At 33.8% G+C, this 24,808-nt stretch carries 13 protein-coding genes; 6 read left to right on the top strand and 7 right to left on the bottom strand.

The genetic code is table 11. The features are described 5' to 3' along the window. Positions 1–57 precede the first annotated feature (57 nt). On the bottom strand, positions 58–5,982 hold the full coding sequence (locus tag F6464_RS09390; protein WP_151107556.1) for a GEVED domain-containing protein: 5,925 nt from the start codon (positions 5,980–5,982) through the stop codon (positions 58–60). Positions 5,983–6,238: 256 nt separating this feature from the next. Beyond that, complete coding sequence (locus tag F6464_RS09395; RefSeq protein ID WP_151107557.1) at positions 6,239–11,152, bottom strand: fibronectin type III domain-containing protein; 4,914 nt, start codon at positions 11,150–11,152, stop codon at positions 6,239–6,241. 356 nt (positions 11,153–11,508) lie between these two features. Between F6464_RS09395 and F6464_RS09400 the strand changes: the two genes are divergently transcribed. The 5 genes from F6464_RS09400 to F6464_RS09420 are packed head-to-tail and all read left to right on the top strand — an operon-like array spanning position 11,509 to position 15,760. Beyond that, positions 11,509–12,204, top strand: coding sequence for a tetratricopeptide repeat protein (locus F6464_RS09400; RefSeq protein ID WP_151107558.1), 696 nt, complete (start codon positions 11,509–11,511; stop codon positions 12,202–12,204). Positions 12,205–12,230: 26 nt separating this feature from the next. Further along, positions 12,231–13,589 (top strand): UDP-N-acetylmuramate--L-alanine ligase, encoded by a 1,359-nt coding sequence (locus F6464_RS09405; RefSeq protein WP_151107559.1) that lies wholly within the window; start codon positions 12,231–12,233, stop codon positions 13,587–13,589. 23 nt (positions 13,590–13,612) lie between these two features. Continuing rightward, positions 13,613–14,308: a RadC family protein gene (gene radC / locus F6464_RS09410; protein ID WP_151107560.1), complete on the top strand. Its 696-nt coding sequence runs from the start codon at positions 13,613–13,615 to the stop codon at positions 14,306–14,308. 33 nt (positions 14,309–14,341) lie between these two features. Further along, the gene (locus tag F6464_RS09415; RefSeq protein ID WP_151107561.1) at positions 14,342–15,028 is read left to right on the top strand and encodes a YjjG family noncanonical pyrimidine nucleotidase; all 687 of its coding nucleotides are present in this window, start codon (positions 14,342–14,344) and stop codon (positions 15,026–15,028) included. A 3-nt stretch (positions 15,029–15,031) separates the two neighbouring features. Next, a complete protein-coding gene (locus F6464_RS09420) occupies positions 15,032–15,760 on the top strand; it encodes a hypothetical protein (protein ID WP_151107562.1) in 729 nt (242 codons plus the stop codon). A gap of 2 nt (positions 15,761–15,762) precedes the next feature. Here F6464_RS09420 and F6464_RS09425 read toward each other — a convergent pair whose 3' ends face one another. Then, on the bottom strand, positions 15,763–17,040 hold the full coding sequence (locus F6464_RS09425; RefSeq protein WP_151107563.1) for a replication-associated recombination protein A: 1,278 nt from the start codon (positions 17,038–17,040) through the stop codon (positions 15,763–15,765). 205 nt (positions 17,041–17,245) lie between these two features. Between F6464_RS09425 and F6464_RS09430 the strand changes: the two genes are divergently transcribed. Then, positions 17,246–18,022 carry a rhomboid family intramembrane serine protease gene (locus F6464_RS09430; RefSeq protein ID WP_151107564.1) on the top strand — a complete coding sequence of 259 codons (777 nt, stop codon included), beginning with the start codon at positions 17,246–17,248 and terminating at the stop codon, positions 18,020–18,022. Between the two features lie 7 nt (positions 18,023–18,029). Here F6464_RS09430 and rlmB read toward each other — a convergent pair whose 3' ends face one another. From rlmB to F6464_RS09450, 4 genes are all read right to left on the bottom strand, one after another. Next, entirely contained in the window at positions 18,030–18,764 is a 735-nt protein-coding gene (rlmB, locus tag F6464_RS09435; protein ID WP_151107565.1) for a 23S rRNA (guanosine(2251)-2'-O)-methyltransferase RlmB, read from the bottom strand. Between the two features lie 67 nt (positions 18,765–18,831). Then, positions 18,832–19,746: a hypothetical protein gene (locus F6464_RS09440; protein ID WP_151107566.1), complete on the bottom strand. Its 915-nt coding sequence runs from the start codon at positions 19,744–19,746 to the stop codon at positions 18,832–18,834. A gap of 13 nt (positions 19,747–19,759) precedes the next feature. Beyond that, complete coding sequence (locus tag F6464_RS09445) at positions 19,760–21,481, bottom strand: SusD/RagB family nutrient-binding outer membrane lipoprotein (protein WP_151107567.1); 1,722 nt, start codon at positions 21,479–21,481, stop codon at positions 19,760–19,762. A 19-nt stretch (positions 21,482–21,500) separates the two neighbouring features. Further along, positions 21,501–24,737 carry a SusC/RagA family TonB-linked outer membrane protein gene (locus F6464_RS09450; RefSeq protein WP_151107568.1) on the bottom strand — a complete coding sequence of 1,079 codons (3,237 nt, stop codon included), beginning with the start codon at positions 24,735–24,737 and terminating at the stop codon, positions 21,501–21,503. Between the last annotated feature and the right edge of the window lie 71 nt (positions 24,738–24,808).

Genomic DNA, 24,808 nt, shown 5'->3' on the forward strand with positions numbered 1-24,808 from the left:
TTCAAATTAAAAAATCCGTTTCAAAAATTTATTGAAACGGATTTTTTTGTTTTATTTTCAATTAATCAATTTTTTAGTAACTATTGAATTATTATCTAATTTAATCTTTGCTAAATAAATTCCTTCAGCAAAAAGAAAATCATCCTCAAATTGTTTAAGAGATTCTTTAGGAGTTTTCGTTTTAATTAATTTTCCGGTTAAATCAAAAATCGAAATGCTTATAATATTTGAAGTTGCTTGGATGGTAATTTTTTTATTTTTTATAAATGCATTTATACCTGTTTTTATATTTTGATTTGCAACTCCTAATGTTGGGTTAGTATAACGTAATATAAAACGATTATTAAATGTTCCAATCCCAGAAGTAAATTCATATGGATTATTTTTCAGATTATGTATAGTATTCAAAACTTTATCTTCTAGATATACTCCTTGGTTTCTAGTAAAAATTCCATCAACATGATCTATAGCTATAGTTTGATTTCCGGCAGAGCCAGTTTTATACCCTAGATTTATACTATCATTTTCGTCAAATGGTAAAGCTCTCCCCTGAATATTTAATAATTTTTCATCAAGTATAGAATATAAATCAGTTTTAGAATTTGAAATAGTCATTCCATCAAAACTTCTATCTTCTTCATTAGTTGCTCCATCTATATACCCTACTAAAGTTTGACGGAAAGCATTGCTGTTTGAAATATTCAACCAAATTCTGTGACTTTCCTCTTTTTCTGAAACAGTATTGTTTTTAGAAAGCCGATAAAAAGCATTATTAAAATTGGCTGTACGCATATAATTTTTAAAAACAATTGGTCCATCAGCTATCATTTGTACCATAAAACCCTGTCCAGAAGCTATTGTTCCATTAAAACTCAATCCAGGAGGAGGTAGTCCTAATGTACCTCCCGTTTTATTCCAAGTCACATAATCGCCTACATTATAAGAGCCAGTACCTGAATATACCGTTGTTGATGTCCATAAATAAATAGTGCCGCCTACATAAAGTTTATTAGCTGGATCGTCTAAAAATAATGTAGCATCAACGGCACATGGGTAAGGATTTGCAAGTAATTTAGAATTGCCAAATGCGGTAGTAATTCCGCCGTCATAAGTTGTGCCAGAAGTAGATATAATCCCATTATTAGGAACTCCAGTATAGGTAAAATCAATTGTTGTTGGAGTAACATTATATGGGGCTATGTTTTTAACTCTTGTTATAAATCCTTCACCTGCAGTAGTTGTCGTTAATGGAGTCCAAACACCAGTAATGGTTTTATTAGTTACATATTTATATTTTAAATCATACTGAATAGGTATCTGACTAATAATATTTCCCGCTATTGGAGAACCATGATATACATAATCCCATCTGAACATAGGTCTAGAAGTTCGTTTTACTATTACATCTCCCGAATTAATAGCGTTATCGTTTATTTGTACTAGACTAGCGCTATTTTTAAGGTCAAATATCCCCCCAGTTTTAACTACAACTTCGTCGGTTATTGAAATATTGTTATCTGTATTAATTGTCAAAACAGCTCCGCTTTTAATAGTAATATTCTTTCCGAAAGCATTATAACTTGTTCCTGAAATAATTGGGTCGATTGCTGTATCTGGAATAATAATACAGTTGCTAGAAGTTGGTTTTCCAATTGGTTTCCAATTATTATTATCATCCCAAACAGAACTTCCTCCTTGCCAAACTTTAGAATTATTAGTTACAGTAATCACTTGCGATTTTGTACAACCATTATCTAATAGTGCATTAACAGTGAAATTAAAACTTCCAAGTTCTAATTGTGCAAATGTTGGTTTTACATATATTGTCGATGCTGTATTATTAGAATCATAAGCAATAGTACAAGGAGCATCAGTAAATGCTGGAATAGTAGTTGTCCAGTTAAAATCGACATTTGGTCGATTACCAAATAGTTTAATATCATCTAGAGCAATTCCGTCACACCAATTATTATTGAAATATTTCACTCGAACTTTAAATTGACTAACACCGACATAAGAGGATAAATCATAAGAAAGAGTTTCAAATCGGGTTCCAATACCAATATCTTCTGTAAATCGTTTTATTTCTATCCAGTTTGCTCCATTGTTAGTAGAAACATCAATAGTAATGTATTCTTCTGCGGGGTAATCACCGTCTTTAAAATATCTTGAATAATACAACCGTATACTTAAACTTAAATTGATAAAGTTTAATGTGCTTACAGTTGATGAAGCTATTTGGTTGTGAACGAAAGGTATGGCATTTGCAAAATCAGATGTTGCCATTGCAAATTTATTGCCGTTTATTCCTGAAGAAATGGCTGGATACCATGTGTTTACACCAGAAATAGCAGTAGGAATGTATGTGCTCGTTCTGTTTTGCCAAGCAGTATCAGCATCACGAACACTAGTAGTTATGTTAGTGTTTGTAAACGATCCTAATCCGCTATTGAACTTTTCATTAATCAAATAAGCTTCTTCCAAATCCCCAGTTGCAGATAATTGAACTCCAACATCTTCTCCACATGAAATTGGGTTTGAAGGAGCAAAAGAAACATTGGGTACAGGGTTAACAATTGCATTAATTGGGGTTCGAACTAAAGACTCGCAACCATTAAAAGCTGTTACATAATAGGTAGTTGTAGAATTTACAGATGGTGTTGTCCAAGTTCCATTTGGCGTTGTGCCTACAAGTGTTGATCCGGTTGGAGAAGAATACCATCTAAATTCTGAAACTGCTGGTACAACTACTGAGCTTGTTGCATTTAGAACTACTATACCACTACCACAAGTTTTACCATCAGTAATACTTGATATCTGAGAATTACAACTAGGTACTACAGTAAATAAATAATCTTCTGTTTCTCCTCCATTATTAATATTTCCACAAGCTAAAAAAGTTGGGGATCCTCCAGCACTTGCATCTACTCGAATGCGAATTCTATAACTTCCTAAAGCTTGTCCCAGAGGGATAACGAAACCAAATGTAGTCGAACCCGTTGATATTGTTCCTGAATCATAAACTAACTCTTTTGTTGGCAACGTGTCGTCAAAATCACCATCTTTATTCCAGTCTACCCAGGCTTTTGTATAAGAAGAGAAAAGTGCCTGAATAGAAACATTAACTCCTTCACCTTGAGATTGTCTAGATATATTTGTTAAACCTGTAAAATCTTGATAACCCAAGGGACTGCCAGAGAATGTTGAAAAATTAGAAATGTCATTTAATGTTCCAATAAAATTAACTTCTGATAAATAGTTGTCATCTTCTCTACCATTAGTAACCGAAGCGGTACAATAATTGGATGCAATAGTAGCAACATTGCCAGTTAATGGACTGAGGAGATTGTATTTTGTTCCACCAGTACAAATGGAGTTGTATGAGAAAATAAAGAAATAATATGTGGTAGAAATGGTCAATGAAGATGCAATGAAAGTAGTGTTTGAATCATTATCAACAACTGTGCCGCCAGTTAATGCACTTCCAATGGTATAATTGGTTCCATTTGAAGGTGAAGGAGTAGTTCCACTTGTATTGATAACTACTAAATAATTATTTGGTGCTGGTGACATAGGAGTAAAGCTTCCAGAAATCGTTGTTCCCGTTGAACTTAAAATTAGAGAGGTTGGCTGAGCAGTTGGAGCAACACATGCTATTGGATCAGCTATTGTGATTGTATAATCCTCTGTTTCCCCAAAAGATCCTGACATAGTACAGGGCATACTTGAAGTCACAGTTATTTTTTGACCATAACGAACTCTCATTCTTGTTGCGCCTAATGTTGCTCCCACTGGAATTGTTATAGCAATGGTATTGGTGGAGCTCGCAATAATATTATTTCCTATTAAAAAATATTCTCCAGCATCAATAAAATCTCCATCTTTGTTAAAATCAAACCAAACAGCTGCACCGTGTTTTTTATTTCCCGGACCTGTTCCAATATTTAAATTAAAAGTATTTCCTCTAATTAATGTTGTTGTTTGACTTAAAGTTGCTGAATAATTAATATAGCCTCCTGGAGAGCAGGTACTACTGTTATTTAGAGTATTTATGGTTACATTACCAATATAATCACCATTAGTTGTACAATCTAAATTTCCTGTTGGAATGCAATAGCTCGTTGATAATGTTGTAGTTGTGCTATTTAATGGACTTGTATTAAGGTATAAAGGAACGCCGGTACATAAAGAATTAAATGAAAAAACAAAAATGTAATACGCAGTAGAAACTGTCAATCCGTTTGCTACAAAACTAGTGTCAGAATCAACGTCAACTACAGTACCACCAGTTATTGCACTACCTATTGTATATGTAGCTCCATTTGTAGGAGTGGGAGTTGTTCCTGTAGTATTAATAACTACTAAATAATTGTTCGGGGCAGGGGATGCAGCCGTAAAACTTCCTGCTAACGATGTTCCGCTAGGAGACAAAACCAATGCAGTTGCTTGTGCAGTAGGAGTTGTGCATGATGGTGGTGCAATAATATTCAGTGTGTAATCTTCTATTTGACCATAAGTTATTGTTCCACACGCAGGAGCATATCCTGTCAATATTCTATTAATGACTCTCATTCTTGTAGCTCCAATAAATGCAGTTATTGGAACATTAATTGTTGTTGTAAAAGCATTAGTAGCCGTGTTATTAGTTCCTAATTGCGTTTCTTCGGATATATCAAATATTCCATTGTTATTCCAATCGAACCAAACACTTGTATAATGTGTATTCAAGTTGACTCCAACTATAGAAACAGTGATTGTATAACTATAGCCAGCTGTTAAATTTGTTGAAATTGAAGTGAAGTTTTCATATCCCGTTGTGCCTACAACTGCATTGTTTATCGAGTTAAGACTTACTGAAGATATGGCGTAAACATTTGTTGCTGTTGCAGCACAATAAGTCCAACAACCAGCACCTATAGGAGAAGTAATGACAACATCATCAAAAGTACTTCCACATCTTCCATTATCTATAGTCCAACGTAATATCGCAGAACTTCCAATTGTCAGTCCTGTTATTGTTGATGTTGGTGAATTTGGAGAATTTATAGTCGCAGTTCCTGAAACTAGTGTCCAAGTTCCAGTTCCATAAGTTGGGGTATTGCCCGCTAAGGTTGATGTTGTTGAACAACCAATCAAAGTTTGATCTGATCCAGCTGCCGCTATTGTATTTATGGGACAAGTAAAGGTTATTTTAACATATCCACTAGCTCCTGCTCCACCAATTTTATTTTTATTTCCCCCACCACCAGCACCACCGTAATTGGCACCAGGACATCCCTCTCCACCAGCACCGCCTCCGCAGGCGCCTCCATTACCTCCCGTTCCTGTACCTCCAGTCCCAGATACTCCTCCAGTAGCATTTATGGCACTATTTCCATTAGTCGAAGTTCCTGCACTACCGCCGCCGCCGCCGCCAGTGGATGTAGTTCCAATAAAACCATTTCCACCGATAAAGGTTCCTGTTCCACCAACTCCAGCAATAGGAATAGTAGAAGAGGTCTGTGTTTGTCCACCACCACCACCATTTGCCGTTAATAATGTGGAAGCTCCAAGCATAAATGTTGAATTTCCTCCAGCACCTCCATTAGCAGTTATTGTTCCAGCGATTCCCCCACTGCCTATTGTAACGGTATAGGATTGTCCAGCTAATACGGGTAATGATGTTAATTTTTGGTAAGCACCACCACCACCACCAGCTCCTCTGTAATTAGTTGTGTTTGAAGCACCGCCACCACCGCCACCGCCGCCCCAAGCTTCAACTTGAATTGAAGTAACCCCTTGTGGACAAATCCAAGTTCCAGAAGTAACAAATGTAGATTGTGAATAAGAATAATTGGTATACAAAAAAGGCACTAAAATAATAATACATAAAACTAAACTGTGTGAAATAGTCTTTGTGGAGGTGGTATTGAAGGTTAATTTTTTTAATTTATATTTTGTTAATAAATTAAAAAAATGTGTGAAATAGTATTTTTCAACCATAACTAAAATCTTAATAATTAAAAATTTAAGTGTAAATATTCAAATATTTTTTAAAAAAGATGTTTAACTTATACATGTATTTCTTAACAATTAGATTAAAAACCAAAATAATCGATAAAAGCACTCATTTTTATTTTATTTTAATTTAAAAGAGGGGTTTGTGTTTTTTCTTTAAGAATAATTCAACAAATTAGACAGGAAAGCGAATTTTCTTAAATGCTTTAAAAATAGGATATGAAAAATCAGACTCTTGTTTTTAACGAATCAATTTTTTAGTCACTATGGAATCATCTTCTAATTGAATTTTAGCTAAATAAATGCCTTCAGCAAAAAGAAAATCATCTTCAAAATGTTTAAGAGATTCTTTAGGAGTATTCGTTTTAATTAATTTCCCTGTTAAATCAAAAATCGAAATACTTATAATATTTAAAGGTGCTTGAATGGCAATTTTTTTATTTTTTATAAATGCATTTATACCTATTTTTATATTTTGATTTGTAACTCCCAATGTTGGGTTGGTATAACGTATTATAAAACGATTATTAAATGTACCTACCTCAGATGTAAACTCATATGGACTTTGTTTCAGGTTATGAATACTATTCAAAACTTTATCTTCAAGATAGATTTCTTGATTTTCTGAGAATAAACCATCAACATGGCCTATAGCAATAGTTAATTTACCTAAGGTAGCCGATTTATAACCTAAATTTACGATGTCATTTTCATTAAAAGGTAAAGCTCTTCCTTGAATGTTTAGTGCTTTTTCGTCTACTATAGAATAGAGATCAATTTTTGAGTTCGTAATCGTCAAACCATCATAACTTCTATCATCACTATTTGTAGCGCCATCAACATATCCTATTAAAGTTTGTCGGAACGATGTTTCATTTGTCATGTTCAACCAAATTCTATGGCTTTCAGATACTTCAGCTATTGAATGATTAGAAACCCGTAAAAAATTCGAATTAAAATCTTTTATTCTCATATAATTTTTGAAATTGATAGGGCCATCAGCAATCATTTGCACCATAAAACCTTGTCCAGAAGCAATTTTTCCATCGAATGAAATTCCTGGCGGAGGAATCCCAATTGTGCTACCAGTTTTATTCCAAGGAATATAATCAGAAACATTATAGGCCCCTGTACCTGAATATACTGTCGTCGAAGTCCATAAATAAATTGTACCACCTACATAGAGTTTATTATTTGGGTCGTCTAAAAATAATTTAGCATCTAAAGCACAAGGGTAAGGATTTGCAAGTACTTTAGAATTACCATAAGCGGTTGTAGCTCCTCCATTAAATGTTGTGCCAGATGTAGATATAAGTCCGTTATTGGGAACGCCAGTATAGATGAAATCAATTGGAGTAGGATTAACGTTAAATGGCGTTATATTTCTTACTCTTGTAATAAAACCTTCACCTTCAACAGTAGCAGTTAACGGAGTCCAAATTCCAGTAAAGGTTTTGTTGGTAACATATTTATATTTTAAATCATACTGAATGGGTATTTGACTGAAAATATTACCAGCAACTGGCGAACCATGATACACATAATCCCAACGATACATCGGTCTAGAAGTGCGTTTTACGTTAATGTCTCCTGAATTTATGACATTATCATTTATTTGGATTAAACTGGCATTATTTTCTAAAGTTAATGTTCCATATACAGTTATTTCATTAGTTAATGTTAAGTTGTGACCAGAATTTATTGTTACAGATGTGCCAGAATTAACTTGGCAAGAACAACCTTTTAAATCTACAGTCGAACTAAATGAAGGTGCTTCAAAAATAATTCTTTCTGTATCACTAGAAGGTGGAAATCCTCTGGACCAACCTGAAGTTTTCCAAATATTATCTATTAAAGTAACAGGGTTTATCAGAACATCTGCCGAAGTTGGAGAGGTACAAGAACCACTTGTTATGGTGTAATTATATATACTAGGGGTTAATCCTGAAATGGTACAACTCGTTCCTAAATAAGAAATGTTTCCAGGATTTATAATTCCACCTGCTGGTAAATTAATTAAAAGTACACTACCAGTAGCTAAAGAACAACTCATGGGTTGTGTAATTGTACTAATTGTTGGTGCAGCAATTGCAGGAGTTACTGCAATACTATAAGTATCCGTTTCTATTTGTGGGGCACAGGTATTGTTGCTGGTTACCGTCATGGTCAAGGTTACTATATTTCCGATATCACCAGCCGCTGGAGTATAGGTGGGCGTAAGTGTTGTAGCTCCTGATGTAATTAAACCCGCTCCATTTTCTGTCCATAATATAGTACCGTTTGTTGCTGTAGCGCCACTAATAATTGCAACACCATTAGAACATATGGTCTGACTTCCTCCAGCAGTAGCGGTTGGCAAACCTTGTAAGGCTACTGTCGCTGGTAACGATGGAGCACTTTGACAACCTCCTGTATTAATAACTTGTACGGTATAATTTCCAAGAGTACTTACAAATAGGAATTGAAGAGTTTCTCCACTAATAGCATTACCATTCAAATACCATTGATAACTGTTTCCTATAACTGTAGAGCCTAAAGTAACACTATCTGTTTGACAAAAAGTTAATGGTCCTGAAGCAGAAATTGTTGGAGTTGAGGGTAAAGTTGCTAAAGTTGTTACAAACGATGGAACTGCTGGCACATTAATACTGGAACTACAACTGACTGCTCTAACTCGATAATAGTAAACAGTTCCTGAACTCAATCCTGTAAAAATATAAGGTGATGATAAAACTCCTGTTACAGTAACTAAACCAGCAGTAAAACCGCTGTCTAAAGCACGTTCTACTGTATAGCTTATGGCACCTGCAGAAGTCCCCCAAGACATGGTAAATTGACTACATAAAATTGAAGATGTTGTTACGCCTGTTGGAGCAAGGGGTGAAGCAGTTAAAGTTGTAATATTAGGTGAACCCGTGCCATTACGAACGACTCCAAATCCACAACCATTTTCAGCAAATACTCTAAAATAATATCCAGTTGAAGCTGTCAATCCTGTAATTGTATATGTTAATCCTGTTATGCCGGTTACTGAGCTAAAACCAGTTGTAAATGTTGAATTTGTAGCCCATTCTACTTTATAGCTAATAGCTTGAGAAGCTGTTCCCCAATTAATTGTAAATTGATTGCAAAAGGTTCCTGGACTAGCGGGGATAGTAATAGCACCTGGTTGTCCTGGAAGAGAATTGACAAGGGAAATATTAGCACTTGTTATATATGAACTTTGATTACATCCATTCACTGAACGAACTCTATACTTGTATGGCTGAGAAGTATTTAATCCTGTTATTGTATAGTTTAGAACAGTTATTCCAGTTGCAGTTCCTAAAATAGTTGCAAAATTATCTGTAGACCATTGAACTTCATAGTTTGTTGCTCCACTACCCGCTGTCCAACTTATCTTAAGTTCATCACACCCTCTACTAACGGTTGTTAAACCGCTCGGTACATTTGGTGTACCAGCTGTTGCATAAGTTATTGTTAAAGAATTAGCACTAATACAAAGCCCATTAAAAGCTCTAACTCTGTAAAAGTATGTTGTCCCGGGAGACAACCCAATAATGTCAGATGAAGTAATTAAACCAACATTTAAGGCATTATACCCTGTCACAAAACTGGCAAATGTACTAGAGGTAGAAACATCCAATTCATAGTAAGTAGCATCAGCCATTGGTTGCCAATTGGCGGTAATTTGTGTGCAAGTCGCTCCAGATCCTGCTGAAGCCGTAGGAGCAGCTAATGAAGCAACAACAGTAACAGTATCAATATTATTCGTATTAATAGCTGAAGAGCAAAGTCCTGAGGCTATATTAGTAATTGTTATAGTTCTAGTCCCAATACTTGTAAATCCACTATCTACAAAAGACCCAATTCCAGCAGTAGTAACTATCATAGGTGATGGAGTTTGTGGAACACCTTGTATTTCATAAGAGACTATATAAGAACCTACAGGAAGTCCTGCTGCTGTAGCGGTCAATGTAACAAGAGAAGATGAGCCCAAACAAACATTAACGCTTGATGAAGTTGTACTTAATAAACTGAAAGTGGGGCAAACATAGGTTGTTATTGTTCCGCTAGCAGATTTTTGAGCGCATCCGCCAGCAGCTATTGTGGTAACCGTATAATTATAGACCCCAACGGTTGTTGGTGTTCCACTAATTGTAACTGCACCTGATGCCCAAGTTCCAATTACTCCTAGAGGTAGCCCACTAAAAGTTGCCCCAGTTGCTCCAGTCGTAGCGAAAGTGATATTCAACATTGGGATTGTCACGGGTGTTGTTGGAGAATTAGTTCCTGCTCCAGAGGTCAATGTAATGCCATTTCCAGTATTAGTTAATCCGTATGTTATTGACAAGTTTGAATGAGTAGTTCCCCCAGAGTTTGAAATACTAGTAGGAGGAACACTAGTGCCACAAAAGTTAAAGGTAGAAGTTGGATCCACAGCAACTGTAATCATACTACTTCTAAAATTATTAATATTATAATCTACTACAATCGGCACGGCTGCTGCTAATGTTACTGTAACATTAGCTCCAACATTAAAATTACTTAAAGTTTGCCCAGCTGAAGCACTTCCAGTATGAGAAAAAATAATTGAATTTGCAGAAAGATTGCAGGGGCTATTAATATTCCAAACGGGTTGAGAAGATTTGCCACCAGGGTCATCGTTGTTAGAGGTAATATCTCCACTCACAGTCAAAGTACTTATGCTTATTGTAAGTGTGTTTTTTAAATTGTTGACAGTACTTGTAACAGTTGGGACACCTACATTTAGTGATCCACAAAGCAAGGTGCCTAAACCACTAATAGAAGCATTAGTAAACGTTGTTGATGAGTTTAATAATGCAACAGCTCCAGTAACCGTTAAAGTTGATCCTAAAGCGACTGTTATACCTGAAAGCGCAGTATCCGTATTATTGAAATACAATGAAGCAACAGCATTTATGGGTGTTGTGTTAACAGTAACTATGTCGCCTGGTCTAATGATAACCGCCTCTAGTGGGCCTGGTACTCCCGCTGGAGACCAAGTGCTTGCAACATTCCAATCAGTACTTCCAGTACTTGTTTTTTGAGCAACTATAATATTTGTAAAAAACAAAAACGTTATAAAAAATAAGACTAGGCTTAATTTTGAATATTCTAGTTCCTTTTCCATAATCTCTTTCTTATGTATATTGAAGAATTGATTTAAATTTATTCTGATTCAATCAGAGTCCTTTTAATAATTTAGCTGAACCGAATCAGAAATTATTTAACTATGTACAAAAGTATTTTTATTTGAAGATTTTAAATAATTTATTAGGTAACTAGCCATAAAACTCGACGAATTGCACCTTTTAGAAAGTATATTTAAAACTATAACGTAATAGGCTGTATATCTGATTTTTAATTCAAATTTTTAACATTCATTTCATCGATTATTTATGTATTTAATGGAGATTTTGTATTCAATTGTTATGAATTAATAAAATACAATCAAATTTCATTACTTTTGATTTTCAATTTTTTAGAATGAAATATTTTATACTTGTTTTTCTTTTATTTCCAATTTTTGTCATGGCTCAATCTGATTTTGATAAAGCTGAAAAATGCTATGAGAAAGGGCAAATTTCTCAAGCAAAATTACTTTTCGAAAATGTTGTAAAAGAAAGCCCCAATCATATAAAAGCGTTAGAATATTTAGGGGATATTCAGGGAAGTATAAAAAACTGGGATAAGACTATCTTTTATTATGAAAAAATAAAAAATCTAAAACCTTCTGTAGCGAACTATCATTATAAATATGGTGGTGCATTAGGGATGAAAGCCAAAGAAAGTAATAAATTTAAAGCATTGGGAATGATTGGAGAAGTAAAATCTTCATTCGAAAAAGCAATACAATTAAATCCAAAGCACATAGAAGCCCGATGGGCATTGATAGAATTGTATTTACAATTACCAGGCATTGTAGGGGGAAGCGAAGCAAAAGCGAAGCGGTATTCCAATGAGTTAGCAGCCATTTCTCCAGTTGATGGTTATCTTTCTAAAGGCTATATTTCTGAATATTTTGAAAGGTATCAAGAGGCTATAAAACAATATAAACTAGCCATCGAAATCGGGAAATCTAAACTTTGTTATGAAAAATTAGCCAATTTATATAAAAATAAAATGAATCAACCAGAAAAAGCAAAACAAGTTTTAGTAGAATATGAGAAAATAAAAGGTTGATTTATAACACAATAAAAAAAATAAAAATGCGTACACATTTTATAGCTATTGGCGGAGCTGCCATGCACAATTTAGCTCTTGCATTACACAACAAAGGATATCAAGTAACAGGAAGCGATGATGCTATTTTTGAACCCTCAAAATCACGATTAAATAATAAAGGGTTATTGCCAGAAGAGATGGGCTGGTTTCCGGAAAAAATTACTGAAGATATACAAGCAGTTATTCTAGGAATGCATGCCAAATCAGATAACCCAGAATTATTAAAAGCCCAAGAACTGGGGTTGAAAATTTTTTCCTATCCCGAGTTTTTATACGAACAATCCAAAAATAAAACACGAGTAGTTATAGGTGGTTCACACGGTAAAACGACAATCACGTCAATGATTTTGCATGTGATGCATTTTCATAACATCAATGTCGATTATATGGTAGGAGCTCAACTAGAAGGGTTTGATACTATGGTACATCTCACTGAAGAAAATGATTTTATTGTTTTGGAAGGCGATGAATATTTGTCTTCACCCATAGACAGACGGCCTAAATTTCATTTATACCAACCCAATATTGCTTTAATTTCTGGAATTGCTTGGGACCATATTAACGTTTTTCCGACTTATGAATTCTATGTTGAACAGTTTGAGGTTTTCATTAGTAAAATTACTAACGGAGGAATTTTAGTGTATAATGAGGATGATTCTGAGGTAAAAAGAGTAGCAGAAGCCGCAACAAATCCGATACGGAAATTACCGTATTCAACACCAAAATATAAAGTAAATGATGGAATAACCTTATTAGCAACTCCAGAAGGTGATATGCCAATAGAAGTTTTTGGAGCACATAATTTGAATAATCTAGCGGGTGCCAAATGGATTTGCCAAAATATGGGTGTTGATGAAGCTGATTTTTACGAAGCAATAGCTACTTTTAAAGGAGCTTCTAAACGTTTAGAGAAAATTGCCGAAAGCAAAACCAAAGTTGCGTATAAAGATTTTGCGCATTCGCCAAGTAAAGTTGCCGCCACTACAAAAGCGGTAAAAGAACAACATCCAAACCGAACGTTAGTGGCTTGTTTAGAATTACATACCTATAGCAGTTTAAATGCAGAATTCCTTAAAGAATACCAAGGAGCATTGGAGTATGCAGATGTTGCAGTTGTGTTTTATTCTCCTGATGCAGTCAAAATTAAACAACTAGACGAGGTGACTTATGACCAAATTGCCAAAGCATTTAATCGTGAAGATTTAATTATTTACACCAATCCAAAAGACTTTAAAGATTATCTTTTCAATATCAATTTTGAAAATTCTGCACTTTTATTGATGAGTTCAGGAAATTATGGCGGATTAAATTTTGATGAGGTAAAAGCGTTAATCACTAGTTAATAATTATTTTAAATAAGTCAGCAATGTCTGAAAGCGGATCATTTCCTATAACAAATTGGAACGAAGACGATAAGCCTCGAGAAAAGCTTATGCTCAAAGGCAAACAAGCGTTGAGCGATGCTGAATTGATTGCTATTTTAATTGGTTCAGGAAGTCGTAACGAAAGCGCGGTTCAATTAAGTAAACGAATTCTTTCAAGTATAGATAATAATTTAAATGCTTTAGGAAAATTGTCTATTCAGCAACTTATGACTTTTAAGGGAATAGGAGAGGCCAAAGCAATTTCTATTCTTGCTTCAATGGAATTAGGACGAAGACGACGAGCTGAAGAAGCTTTAGAGTTGCAAAAAATTACTTCCAGCAAATCAATATTTGAATTGATGCAGCCTATTATTGGTGAATTGTCTCATGAAGAATTTTGGATTATCTATTTAAATAATTCTAATAAAGTACTTTCAAAATCACAGTTAAGTAAAGGCGGAATTACAGGAACACTTGTAGATGTTCGTTTGGTATTCAAAATGGTTTTAGAAATGGGTGCCGTCAGTATTATTCTATGCCACAATCATCCGTCAGGAGCATTAAAACCTAGTGATGCTGACAAGCAAATTACTCGAAAATTAAAGCTAGCTGGAGAAAGCCTCGATATAAAAATCTTAGACCATTTGATAGTTACTGAAAATAATTACTTTAGTTTTGCCGATGAAGGTATTCTTTGAAAATTAACATATTTAAAATAAAATAATTCCACTTTGAAAACGATTATTACTGATGTTTTTTTTGATTTAGATCATACGCTTTGGGATTTTGAAAAAAACTCTGCATTGGCATTTGAAACTATTTTCAAAAACTACCAAATTGAGATTGATTTAGATAAATTTCTCAAACATTATATTCCAATAAATTTAAAATATTGGGAAATGTATCGTATGGAACAAATTACTCAAATCCAATTGCGATTCGGAAGATTAAAAGATACTTTCGATTTAATAGCCTACGAAATAGAAGATGAGAAAATTAATTTATTATCCGATAAGTACATCCATTATTTACCCAAATATAACCATCTTTTTGAAGGAACAATTGAAATTTTAGAGTACTTAAGACCTAAGTATAAGCTACATATTATTACAAATGGTTTTGCAGAAATTCAAAATAATAAATTAAATAATGCTAATATCAGTCATTATTTTCAAACCATTACAAATTCAGAAATGGCAGGTGTTAAGAAGCCAAATCCTATTATTTTCGAGCATGCGCTAGATAAGGCACAAGCTAAAAAAGAAAGCAGTATTATGATTGGAGATTGTTTAGAAGCCGATATTTATGGGGCTATTCATTCCGGTTTTGAAGCCATATTATTCAATGAACATAAGAAAACTATTCCTGAAAATATAAAACAGGTTCATCATTTGTTACAATTAAAAAAACACCTTTAAGCCATGAAAAGATGCATTTTTATCATTTTATTTTCTCTAGCTCTAAACCTCTCTTTTTCGCAATCGGTAAATGAGTATAAATATGCTTTAGTTCCATCAAAATTTATTTTCCTAAATGAAGTTGATCAATACAAATTGAATACGTTAACAAAATTATTAATGGGTAAATATGGCTTCGTTGCCTTTCTAGACAATGAAGTGTTACCTGATGACGTTCTTAACAATAACTGCAATAAAGTATATGTTGATGTTGTAAAATCGAGTGGTATTTTTACAACTAAACTGAGTATTGTTTTAAAGGATTGCAAAAACAATATTCTGTTTACAACTGCCGAAGGAAAGAGCAGAGAAAAAGAATTTAAAGTTGCTTATAATGAGGCACTTCGTGATGCATTTGCTTCATTCGAAACATTAAAATACAAATATTCACCTAAAGAATCGTTACCAGTACTAACAAATACAGAAAATCAAAAGAATCAATTAATACTAAAAAATGAATCATTTCAAGAAAATAAAGAGATGCTTTTTGCTCAACCTATTTCAAATGGTTTTCAGTTAATTGATGCAAGCCCCAAAGTAATTTTAAAGATTTTTAAAACTTCATTGCCAACTACTTTTTTAGCAACAAGAGAACAAATTCAAGGCGTTTTAATATATAAAGAAAATCAATGGTTTTTTGAATACTACCAAAATGCAACATTAATTTCAGAAACAATCAACGTTAAGTTTTAAACTTAATAACCATATTTGTCTTTCCAACGATTTTTTAAAAATTCACGTGTTCCGTTTTCTCGGGTGTTATTTCCTGGATTATATATTGGAGTATTGGATATTGCGTCAGGTAAAAACTCCTGTTCAGCAAAATTATTTGGATAATCGTGAGCATATTTATAGTCTTCACCATAGCCCAATTCCTTCATTAATTTTGTTGGAGCATTTCGCAAATGTATTGGAACAGGTAAATCACCAGTTTGCGCCACAATTTGTTGCGCTTTGCTAATGGCTAAATAACTAGCATTGCTTTTAGGAGACGTAGCTAAGTAAATAGCACATTGACTCAAGATAATGCGACTTTCAGGATAACCAATAGTTGCAACTGCCTGAAACGTATTATTTGCCATAATAAATGCAGTTGGATTGGCATTGCTAATATCTTCACTCGCTAAAATTAGCATCCGTCGTGCGATAAATTTTACATCTTCACCACCTTCAATCATTCTGGCTAGCCAATAAACCGCACCGTTTGGATCACTCCCTCGAATCGATTTTATAAATGCAGATACAATGTCATAATGTTGCTCGCCCGTTTTATCATAAAGAACAGTGTTTTGTTGCACTAATGCTAAAACACGATTATTGGTAATTAAAATTTCGTCTTCATTAGCTGCGTTTACGACCAATTCAAAAATATTCAATAGTTTGCGTCCGTCACCACCAGAAAGTCTCAATAGCGCTTCTGATTCTTGCAAATTTATTTTTTTGGTTTTCAAAACAACGTCAACAGTCATAGCTCGCTCTAATAACGCTTCTAAATCGGTTTTAGAAAACGGATTTAAAATATAGACCTGACATCGCGACAATAGGGCAGGAATCACTTCAAAACTAGGATTTTCTGTAGTGGCTCCAATAAGTGTAATCCAACCTTTCTCAACAGCTGCCAATAAAGAATCTTGTTGCGATTTGCTAAAGCGATGGATCTCGTCTATAAATAAAATAGGGTTCTTAGCTGTAAAAAGACCACCACTTTGTTTTGCTTTTTCTATAACATCCCTTATGTCCTTTACGCCTGAATTAATAGCACTCAAAATATAAAAAGGACGTTTCGATTCTTGAGCTATAATTTGTGCTAAGGTTGTTTTGCCTGTGCCAGGTGAACCCCAAAAAATCAAAGACGGGATAATTCCCTTTTCAATTTGTTGTGTCAACGACCCTTTTGGACCTACTAAATGCGATTGACTGATATAATCTTCTAATCGCTGTGGTCGAATTCGTTCGGCAAGAGGTGCTTCCATTTTTTTAATCTAAAATCATTACATGTTTTGGTAAAATTACTGTTTTTATTTGAAGTTGCTCTCTCAAAACATATTCAGTCTATTATCTCGTCGTGTATAATCCTTATTTCACTTTCTAATATATGACAAAATAGCATTAAAAACCTTTTTGGTTGTATTTTTGATTTGTGTTTGATGTTGATAATTCCAAATCAAAAGACAGCAAATGAGCGACAATCATTTTAAATTCACCCCATCAGTAATAGCACTTCCGTTTTTGTTTGTGTTGCTTCTTTGGGTCGTTTTTTGGGCTAATATTAAATTTAATTTAGATATGGAAGAGTTAGGCATTTATCCTAGAACTTTTTTTGGTTTACTTGGCGTTTTTTTCAGTCCGTTTATTCACGGAAATGTAGAGCATTTATACAACAATTCTATTCCTTTGCTAATTCTACTGGCTGCGTTACGATACTTTTATAGAGAACAGACATTTAGAGTATTGGGCTACGGAATTTTAATCTCTGGCTTTTTAACTTGGGTTATTGGACGAGAATCCCACCACATTGGGGCTAGCGGATTAGTTTATGTATTGGTTAGTTTTATTTTTTTTAAAGGATTACGAACAAAATATTACCGATTAGTTGCTTTGTCTTTATTGGTGATTTTGGTTTACGGAAGTTTAGTTTGGTATGTTTTTCCTAATATAGAAGAAGGAATTTCTTGGGAAGGACACTTAGCGGGATTGATTACCGGTTTTACTTTTGCAATAACTTTAAAAACGAATGATTACAAAAAAATGATTCGTTATGATTGGGAAGCCCCAAATTATAATCCAATAGAAGATAAATTCATGCAACGATTTGACGAAAACGGAAATTTTGTCAACTTACCAATACCCAAAATGGTAGAGGAATTACCTATAAGTATTGATTCTACATCTTCAGAATATTTTGTAGAGTATGATGCTCTTGAAAATAAATATACTATCAAAAAGAGGGAGTAATTTTATTTTAACTTCTTTGTCTTACTGCTTCATATAAAAAGGCTCCACAAGCAACAGATACATTTAGGGACCCAATAGTACCAAACATAGGAAGCTTTGCTTTTTCATCAACAATTTTAAGTACTGATGGATTAATACCACGTTCTTCACTTCCCATTATTAAAGCTATACCTTCTTTTAAATCAATATCATAAATGTTTTGATCTGTTTTTTCGGTAGCAGCTACTGTTTTTATTCCTGAACCTTGAAGATAAAACAGTGCGTCTTTTATATGTTCTACTTTACAAATCGGTACATTAAATACGGCTCCAGCTGAGGTTTTTACTGTGTCTCCATTTACGGGTGCTGAACCCGATTTTTGAACAATAATTCCGTTAACTCCAGTACATTCTGCAGTTCTTATAATGGCACCAAAATTTCTAGCATCAGATATCTGATCTAAAATTAAAAACAAGGGCGCTTTTCCAGATGCTAAAGTAGAATCGACCAAATGTTCTAATTCTATAAAACCAATAGGAGAAATACTGGCTACTGCACCTTGATGATTATTTGGAGTTAGCCGGTTTAATTTTTCTACAGGAACATACGAAAAATTTATGTTGGCGCGTTTCATGACTTTCATCAAATCCTTCATTAACTCACCAGATATTTCTTTTTGAATGAATACTTTATCAACTGCTGCCCCTGATTGAATGGCTTCTATTATTGCTCGAATTCCAAAAATTAAATGTTCTTTTTCCATGGTTAAAAGATATAAAAAAAACCATCCCATTTTTGGGATGGTTTTAGAAATTATTTAATGTATAATATTAATTTGTAGCTTTTATTAATGACAAAGCATTTCCATCAGAGGCACCACTAAAGTTTAATTTTAGATTTATATCGCCTGTACAAGAACCCACACTCCCATTTCCAGTTACTGTTGTAATAAATCCTCCACCATAGTCCCAATCTTCATTTGATGTTACTGTAACACTTGCATCACTTGGGTCTATATTGACAATTATATAAGATGTTTGTGAATTAATAACATATGGATTTGCTGTATTAAGTATTCTAAATTGTAATAGACCATTTGCTGAATCGTAAACTACAGGTATTTTAGTTCCAACCGAATAGTCTTGCCACGCATCAGCTGTAACTTCATATTCTCCATTAAAAAGGGAAGCATCTGCTAAAGGGCATGAAAACTGAACAGAATATTCAAAAGGAGATCTATAGTAACTTCCTGTGGTAACTCTCGGAGAATTATCGTCTACTGAAAACTTTCTTCCATCGGTTAAATTTAACTCTAGTCTCATCGTAATTTTATCTGATGAAAAATATTCTCCTGTGGAAAGACCTAAAGCACTTAATGTTTCAGCAAGCGAAGCAGTAACATCACCTCTAAGATAACCATTAAAACCTTCAACTTTAAAACTTGAAGCAGGTATTGATTTTAAGAAAACTTCTTCAGAATCCACACCATCAGAAGTATGTGTAGCATAAATCTTAATGTCAGAAAAAATCGCTCCATTGGTTCCGTCTTGCTCTTCAAGGGTTACTGACCATTTTGAAGAGGTGTCATTAAAATCAAAGGTAGCTTGATTTACTTTTATCGTTCTTAATATTGCTCCACTTTGAACATTATCAAAAACACCGTCAATTATTTTGTCGTCGTTACTACAATTAATTAAAATTAGTGCAGTAAAACAAAAAACAAATATTTTTATAATATATTTCATTTTCATTTTTTTATTAGTTAGCAATAGGTGAACTATTAGTATTCCAAAAAACAGGTACTGTTTGGTTTGGTTTCTGAGTAATGCTAGAATTATTATTAGCAGAATTTGACGGGTAGTATAATGATCTCATAAAACCACCTGGCGTAGGTTGAAGCATAGGTTGCAAACTTGTTGGATAACCAGTTCTTCTGTAAAAATTGTAAGACTCTATACCATTACCATAAACATTAAAAAAATATTGAACTGCAAAAATATTCCACTTTCCAGCATTATCTGCTGTTTCCCAACTATTGCTAATAAAATCTATATAGTCAGTTATAGCAGATGATGATGGTTCAAATGCATCTTTTGCATCTGAATAGTCTGGGTCTAATTGTCCGAAAGAGATTACTTTAGAGATAGATTTATTCATTCCATTTATCATCTCTGTTTTTGCTAATGCAGGATTGTTTTGAACTAAAGCGACTTCAGCTTTCATAAAATCTACCCAAGAGGCTAAAAGGATAGGTGTTATACCTTTTCCTTTCCCTCCAGATGTAGGAGTAATGTCTGTAAATTGATCAGCATCAAATTTTCCTCCAGCAGGATATACCCCAAAAGTTGTTTTCTTAAAACCATCAGCGGGAGAACCACTTACATCACCATGATCCCTACCCCAATAACCATTTTTAAGTCCGCAAAAAGTAAACCCTCCTGCAATATAATGTGCCGGTGCTGAATTTAAAGAACAAGGTAATATTGCTTCGTTAGGATCTATCTCTTGACCAGGTACAGCAGATTCTTGTCTATAGTAATAATATCTAATCCGAGGATCTTTTAAATTATTCATTGTGCCCATAAACCAATTAGATAAATAATCTGCTGCTCCAGTAGTAGTGTAATTTAAACCATATCTAGGATGACGATTGTCTGGATTTGAGGTGTTTGTACCAAACCAATTGTATACTAAATCATCCGCAGAGTCATTAATATAATCTCCTGAATTTACAATCGTATTAAACTTATTTATAGCATCACTATCAACAAGTCTAGTTTGAAGATACAATCTCATTTTTAAAGTGTTTGCAGCTTTTATCCATTTTTCATAATCATTGTTATAAAACAAATCTGATGGTTCTGATTTTGCTGTGCTTTTAAAATTAAGTATTGCCTTGTCTAATAAAGCTATACAAGCAGCATATACTGATGCACCAGAATCAGCAGCAGGATTTAAATTATCGGCTCCTAGAAGGGCTTCGGTGTAGGGAATATCACCATAAAAATCTACCATTGCGGTCATAGTATACGCTTCAATAAATTGAGCAATTCCTATATGATGAGTTTTATCTTGAGCTTCTGCTAATGGTGTCATGGCTCTTATGTTTAATAAGATACCACTATAAACATTTAGCCATTCATCATCTGAGTCTGACGCATTAAAAGCGGAATTATATGTAGCTGCACCGGAGTTAGTTAGTCCGTACATTCTAGTAAGTTGTCCTCCGAATAAGGATAAACCATCACCAGCAGTAGCACCACCAGATTGCCAATTATCACCAGTACTATAGTCTCCATCACCTTCTATTTGTCTAGCAAAATCCTCTTGTAGACCATTAAACAAAAATTCCACATCAGCTTGGTCTGGTGTTAAACTAAAAGGGTCTTTAGATTTGTCTAGTTCAAGTGTTTCACAAGAAGAACCAATAAATAAACTTAAAACTAGTATAAGTTTAATATATAATTTATTTTTTTTCATTTTTTTAAATTTAAGATTGTTAAAAGGAAACCTTTACAGAAAAACCATATTTTCTAGAACTTGGACCATTTAAATAATCAAATCCTACACCATTTCCTACACCAGTTCCTGATGTATTAGGGTCAAAATTAGCACCTTTAGGTGTATTTATTGCTCTGTAATATAAATTATTTCCAGAAACATTAAATGAAACAGAACTAAATGCGGTTTTCTCTAAAATTTTTGAAGGAATGGTATACCCAAATGAAACTTCTTGTAATCTAATAGTAGTTGCATCATAAATCTGTAATTCATTCGGTCCGAAAAGTACATTGCTAAAAAAGTAATCTGAATTATTAATTTGTACATTATTGGTTTGCCCTTGTTGATTTACTCCTGGTAAAATAAATGTACGTTCTCTATCAACAGTTTCTTCTATTAAACCTCTACCTAACAATGTAGATATAGTGCTCGATAAAATATCTCCTCCTTTAGTGTAATTTACGGTAATTCCTAAATTAAAATTTTTATAAGTAAAAGTATTACCCACATTCATTATCCAGTCAGGATTAGCATCTCCAATAATACCATCTACAGGGCTATCAATATAATTTCCTTCAGCATCAACAACAAACTGACCGTTTTCATCTCTAAGTATTTTACCACCAAAAATAGAAGTTAAAGGATAGCCAACTTCTGCTACATTCCCTAAATTTGAAAATCCAGAATAAATTACTCTTTCAGTATCTAATCCTAAATTAATTACTTCTGTATCATTTGTTGTAAAATTAATATTAGTGTCCCAATTAAACCCATTAGCTTCATTATTAATAATTGCCGCAGTAAGATCTAACTCTAAACCTTTTCCATCTATTTGACCAACATTTGTTTTAGTCTGAAAATAACCAGTAGCAGGATCTAAAGGCCTATTTACTATTAAGTCTTTTGTAGTTCTTTTAAATAAAGATAAATCAATACCAAATCTGTTTTTAAAAAATTTTGTTTCTAAACCTACTTCATACTCTGTTAAAAGCTCAGGTTTTAAATTTGGGTTTCCTAAAACTTGACCTATTGCATTTGTAATAATATTTGTACCCGCTTCATCTTGATTATCTCTAACATCTAGTGTCAAAGTTGGCGAAACTGGATAACCCCCAAAATCTCCAAAATTTGCTGATGTTCCAACTCCAAATCTAAGTTTTAAGAAATTAAGACCTTTATCAGAAGAAATATTTTCAAATGCGCTAGTAGGTATAAATGAAACGTTTGCACTTGGATAAAATTGAGATCTGTTTTCAGGAGAAAAATCGGATACCCAATCATTTCTACCTGAAAGTGTTAAATATAAATAATTGTCGTATTCAAATTCTGTTTGAGCATACAAACCTACCAAGTTTCTATCGGCATAGCCTTCAATTGGTAAAGAATTTCTAAAGTTATAATGTCTTAAAACTCCAAATATTACTTGACCATCACTAGCTACACCATTACTTGCATTAACTTCATTTCTAGAGGTAGCTCCTAAATTATAATTTAAATTTAATTTATCAGAAAACAAATATTTACCGTTTAAAACTAAACTATGATCCCAAATGGTGTTGGTATTATTCCAAGTCTCATAAAATCCAGACGGTGTTCTTGTTCCAAAACCATCATTTGTGTTTACACCCCCTTTGTTTTGAAAGCTAACATTGGCTTCGTTATAATTATCTAATCCAGCTCTATATAATACATTTAAATTAGAATTTATTTCATAATTCAAGGATAAATTACCATAAGCTCTATTGGTTGATTGAGTTGTCCCTGAATTGTTAAGAGTCCAATAAGGATTCTGAATTGAATTATCCTGTCTGTAATAAGCACTACCGCCATCGGGTCTTTGGTATGGAAACCCTTGTAGATTAACGCTTCTAGGTGTAAACCATAAATCACCAAAGATAGATGATCCAGTACCTGTAGCTCCATTACCTTGGCTTAATGCTACAGGGGGAGACTTAAAGTCAGTTTTTGAATAATTAAGGGTTCCATTAATAGTAAATTTATTTGAAAGTTTGGCTCTACCACCCATAGACAAAGTATTTCTTACAACACCATTACCTGGAGTAAATCCTTCATCATCATTATGACCATAATTTAAGTTATATGAAGTGTTTCCATCATCAGATGTTCCTTTAATATTTACAGATAAATTCGAAATAACTCCTTTTCTAAAAAAATCTTTAACACTACTGTAAGGCTTATATTCATATCTAACACCAGCAAGTTCAGGAAAGAGTTCTGAGATGTTTGAAGTTGAATAAGGATGAGCTACAGTTCCATCAGGAGCAAAAGCCGCACTATTTCCCCAGCCTGCAGCACCTTCTTTTTCAAAAGTGGGTCCCCAGTTACTAAAAGCCCATGAAAAGGCTTGGTCAAAACCACCTCCGTATTTGTTTTGATAATCAGGTATTGAAGCTACTTCATTAATAAACAAAGAAGAGGCTACCGATATTTCACTTTTTTTATTGGATTTTTTAGAAGAACCAGATTTAGTGGTTATTAAAATAACCCCATTTCTACCTAAACTACCATATAAATTTGCAGCTGCCAGACCTTTTAAAACACTTACGCTTTCAATGTTGTTTGGGTCTAAATCTAAAAACCGACTAGAGCCATTGTTTCCATTTACAAAATCATTTCTGTCTCCTTGTCTCCCTGATGAATTTGTATCAGAACTAAATGGCACTCCATCTACTATAAATAATGCTTGGTTACTTCCTGAAAAGCTTTTTAATCCTCTAATCACTACATTCGTTCCAGAACCCGATAAGCCGTTTTGAGAAATGATACTCACTCCCGATGCTTTTCCGTTCAAAACCCTAGCTATGTCTCCGTCTGGCCGTTGTTCTAAGTCTTTAGATTTCACTTCGCTTACCGCATAACCCAAGCTTCGCTTTTCTCTTTTAATACCTTGCGCAGTAACAACTACACCTTCTAATTGTACAGAGTCATCTTGCATCTTTACATTTAAGGTTGTAGAGGTAGCTGCGACTTCTTGTTTTTTCAAACCAAGAAAGCTAAAGACTAACACTTGTCCTTGGCTAGCAGCAATTTTAAATTTTCCGTCAAAATCGGTTTGCGTTCCGGTTTGCGTTCCTTTTACTAAGACATTTACTCCGGGAATTGGTAGCCCACTTCCGTCGGTAACAACACCAGTTACAGTCCTGTCTTGCGCAAACGTAATTTGCGCTAATAACACTAAAAGAAGTGTTAAAAATCCATTAAACTTTAGTTTCATTTTTGATTATTTTGAATTAGTTAATCAAAAGTCCTAATTATTTGTTAAGTTTCCTAATATTTTTTAGATTT

Origin of the sequence: Flavobacterium luteum, assembly GCF_008806775.1 — a bacterium.
In the GTDB taxonomy this organism is placed as follows: domain Bacteria; phylum Bacteroidota; class Bacteroidia; order Flavobacteriales; family Flavobacteriaceae; genus Flavobacterium; species Flavobacterium luteum.

Excerpts from the sequence above, each read along its gene's own strand:
- F6464_RS09420 (WP_151107562.1), top strand. The coding sequence starts at position 15,032 with ATGAAAAGATGCATTTTTATCATTTTATTTTCTCTAGCTCTAAACCTC.
- F6464_RS09400 (WP_151107558.1), top strand. The coding sequence starts at position 11,509 with ATGAAATATTTTATACTTGTTTTTCTTTTATTTCCAATTTTTGTCATG.
- F6464_RS09405 (WP_151107559.1), top strand. The coding sequence starts at position 12,231 with ATGCGTACACATTTTATAGCTATTGGCGGAGCTGCCATGCACAATTTA.
- F6464_RS09390 (WP_151107556.1), bottom strand. The coding sequence starts at position 5,982 with ATGGTTGAAAAATACTATTTCACACATTTTTTTAATTTATTAACAAAA.
- F6464_RS09450 (WP_151107568.1), bottom strand. The coding sequence starts at position 24,737 with ATGAAACTAAAGTTTAATGGATTTTTAACACTTCTTTTAGTGTTATTA.
- F6464_RS09395 (WP_151107557.1), bottom strand. The coding sequence starts at position 11,152 with ATGGAAAAGGAACTAGAATATTCAAAATTAAGCCTAGTCTTATTTTTT.
- F6464_RS09425 (WP_151107563.1), bottom strand. The coding sequence starts at position 17,040 with ATGGAAGCACCTCTTGCCGAACGAATTCGACCACAGCGATTAGAAGAT.
- rlmB (WP_151107565.1), bottom strand. The coding sequence starts at position 18,764 with ATGGAAAAAGAACATTTAATTTTTGGAATTCGAGCAATAATAGAAGCC.
- F6464_RS09440 (WP_151107566.1), bottom strand. The coding sequence starts at position 19,746 with ATGAAATATATTATAAAAATATTTGTTTTTTGTTTTACTGCACTAATT.
- radC (WP_151107560.1), top strand. The coding sequence starts at position 13,613 with ATGTCTGAAAGCGGATCATTTCCTATAACAAATTGGAACGAAGACGAT.
- F6464_RS09430 (WP_151107564.1), top strand. The coding sequence starts at position 17,246 with ATGAGCGACAATCATTTTAAATTCACCCCATCAGTAATAGCACTTCCG.
- F6464_RS09445 (WP_151107567.1), bottom strand. The coding sequence starts at position 21,481 with ATGAAAAAAAATAAATTATATATTAAACTTATACTAGTTTTAAGTTTA.